The 2,534-nt window shown below is 67.1% G+C and carries 3 protein-coding genes; all 3 read left to right on the forward strand.

Going from position 1 to position 2,534, the window contains the following annotated elements:
• Positions 1 to 767 (forward strand): ABC transporter permease (locus tag WC493_RS23795; protein ID WP_373069232.1); only part of this gene is annotated, 767 nt, incomplete at its 5' end.
• The gene (locus WC493_RS23800) at positions 767 to 1,573 is read left to right on the forward strand and encodes an ABC transporter permease (protein WP_373069234.1); all 807 of its coding nucleotides are present in this window, start codon (positions 767 to 769) and stop codon (positions 1,571 to 1,573) included. The genes WC493_RS23795 and WC493_RS23800, both read left to right, overlap by 1 nt.
• Positions 1,570 to 2,534, forward strand: a 965-nt coding sequence (locus WC493_RS23805) for an ABC transporter ATP-binding protein (RefSeq protein ID WP_373069236.1), incomplete at its 3' end; no start/stop codon positions are given. The genes WC493_RS23800 and WC493_RS23805, both read left to right, overlap by 4 nt.

The raw sequence follows: 2,534 nt of genomic DNA on the forward strand, positions 1-2,534 counted from the left end.
GTCTCTACCTGCTGCCGCTCGGCAATGTCCTGCTGCTCAGCGTGACCGACCCGAAACCCGGGCTCGACAATTACGAGCGGCTGGTCACCGCCAGCGGCCCGGTGAAGGTGCTGCTGACGACGCTGCGCATCTGCGCGATCACCACCGCGATTTCCATCGTGCTCGGCTTCTGCGTCGCCTTCGCCATGGCCCATGTGCGCGAGACGCATCAGCGCATCCTCGTCGTCGCCGTGCTCGTGCCCCTGTGGATTTCCGTGCTGATCCGCGCCTTCTCCTGGCTCGTCCTGCTGCGCGACCAGGGTCCGGTGAACGACTGGCTGATGCAGTCGGGCGCCATCGACCAGCCGCTGGCCCTCGTCCGTAACGAGCTGGGCGTCATCATCGGCATGGTGCATTACCTGATCCCTTACGCCGTCCTGCCCATTTTCGCGGTGATGCGCGGTATCGACCAGCGCCTGCTCTTCGCCTCGCGCAGCCTCGGCGCCGGGGCCTCGACCACCTTCCTCAAGGTCTATCTGCCGCTGTCTCTGCCCGGCGTCTTCGCCGCGACCGTGATCGTCTTCGTCTTCGGCCTCGGCTTCTATGTGACGCCGGCCATTCTGGGCGGCGGGCGCGTGGTCATGCTGGCGGAATCCGTCTCGGTCGCTATCCTGCAGACCGTGCGCTGGGGCTTCGGCGCGGCGCAATCTGTCGTCCTTCTCGTCCTCACCCTCGTCCTGATCGGCATCATGGCGAAGACGGTCGGCCTGAAGAAAGGCTTCGGCTGATGACCCGCCGCCTCACCCCCGGGCTGATCCTGACCGTCACCATCGCCTGGATCGTCATCGGCTTCCTGCTGGCGCCCATGTTCATCTCCGTGCCGCTGTCCCTGACGCCGGAGCGCTATCTCTCGATGCCGCAGGGCGAATTGTCCCTGCGCCATTACGCCAGCGTCTTCACCGAGGATGCCTGGCTGGGCGCGCTGGGCGACAGCGCCATGGTCGGCATCGGCGCCACGCTGATCGCCACTTTCGCCGGCGGCGCGGCGGCCATCGGCCTGTGGCAGATCGGCGGCCGGGCCGCGCGCGTCATCGGCGTCCTTGCCCTGATGCCGATGATCGTGCCGCCCATCGTCACCGCCCTCGCCCTGTCCAGGGCCTGGGTCACCCTCGGCCTGTTCGACACGGTGTTCGGGGTGATCCTGTCCCATGCCATCCTCGGCATGCCCTTCGTCTTCATGACCGTCTCGGCCGCGCTCGAAGGCCTCGACCCGCGCATCGCCCAGGCGGCGCGCAGCCTGGGTGCCGGGCCGTTCCGCACCGTGCGCGACGTGATCGTGCCCAATGTGAAGGCGGGTCTTCTCACCGGCGGGCTCTTCGCCTTCGTCATCTCGTGGGACGAGATCATCGTGACGCTCTTCGTCTCGTCGCGCAGCGTCTATACCCTGCCGCGCAAGATCTGGTCCGACATCCGCGACAATATCGACCCGGCGGTCGCCGCGGTTTCCACCCTGATGATCGGCGCGACCGTGATCGTCGCCGCGATCTACCTGCTGCGCGACCTCGCCCGCGCCAAATCCAAGGAAATGTCATGACGGACGAAAGCGCCGGCCAGGATATAAGGCTCTACGGCCTCTCCAAATATTATGGCGATTTCCGCGCCCTCGACGATGTGAACCTTCATGTCGCGGCGGGCGAATTCCTCACCCTGCTCGGGCCCTCGGGCTCGGGGAAAAGCACGCTGCTGATGGCGCTCGCCGGTTTCGTCGAGCCGACCCATGGCGACATTTTCGTCGGCGGCAGCTCGATCACCGGCCTCGCGCCCGAGAAGCGGGATTTCGGCGTGGTGTTCCAGGGCTATGCCCTGTTCCCGCATATGAGCGTCGCCGAGAATGTCGCCTATCCGCTGAAGGTGCGGGGGCTGGCCAAGCCCGAGATCGCGACCAAAGTCCGCGATGCCCTCGACCTCGTGCAGCTCGGTCACCTCGCCACCCGCCTGCCCAAGCAGCTTTCGGGCGGGCAGCAGCAGCGCGTGGCGCTGGCCCGCGCCCTCGTGTTCTCGCCCAAGATGCTTCTCCTCGACGAGCCGATGGGCGCCCTCGACAAGAAGCTGCGCCACGACCTTCAACTGGAACTTCGCCAGTTGCACCGCCGCCTCGGCCGCACCTTCGTCAATGTCACCCACGATCAGGAAGAGGCGATGGCGATGTCCGACCGGATCGCCATCATGCGCGCCGGCAAGATCGAGCAGCTGGGCGCCCCCCGCGCGCTCTATGACGCGCCCGAGACCCGCTTCGTCGCCGACTTCCTCGGCAAGAGCAATTTCATCGAAGGCAAGGTGACCGCCATCGACGCCGGCATCGCCACCCTCGACACCGCCGACGGCCCCGTGGTCCATGCCCTCGGCGAGCGTCCGGCCGAGATCGGCGACAGCCTCCTCCTCGCCCTTCGCCCGCAGAAACTCCTGCTCGGCCCCGGCCCCAACAGCCGCGCCGCGACCGTCGAAGCCGCCATCTTCCTCGGCACCCACGCCGAAGTCTCGCTTCGCTGCGCCTC

This window comes from Zavarzinia sp. (assembly GCF_041650655.1).
Taxonomy (GTDB): Bacteria; Pseudomonadota; Alphaproteobacteria; order Zavarziniales; family Zavarziniaceae; genus Zavarzinia.

Excerpts from the sequence above, each read along its gene's own strand:
- WC493_RS23800 (WP_373069234.1), top strand. The coding sequence starts at position 767 with ATGACCCGCCGCCTCACCCCCGGGCTGATCCTGACCGTCACCATCGCC.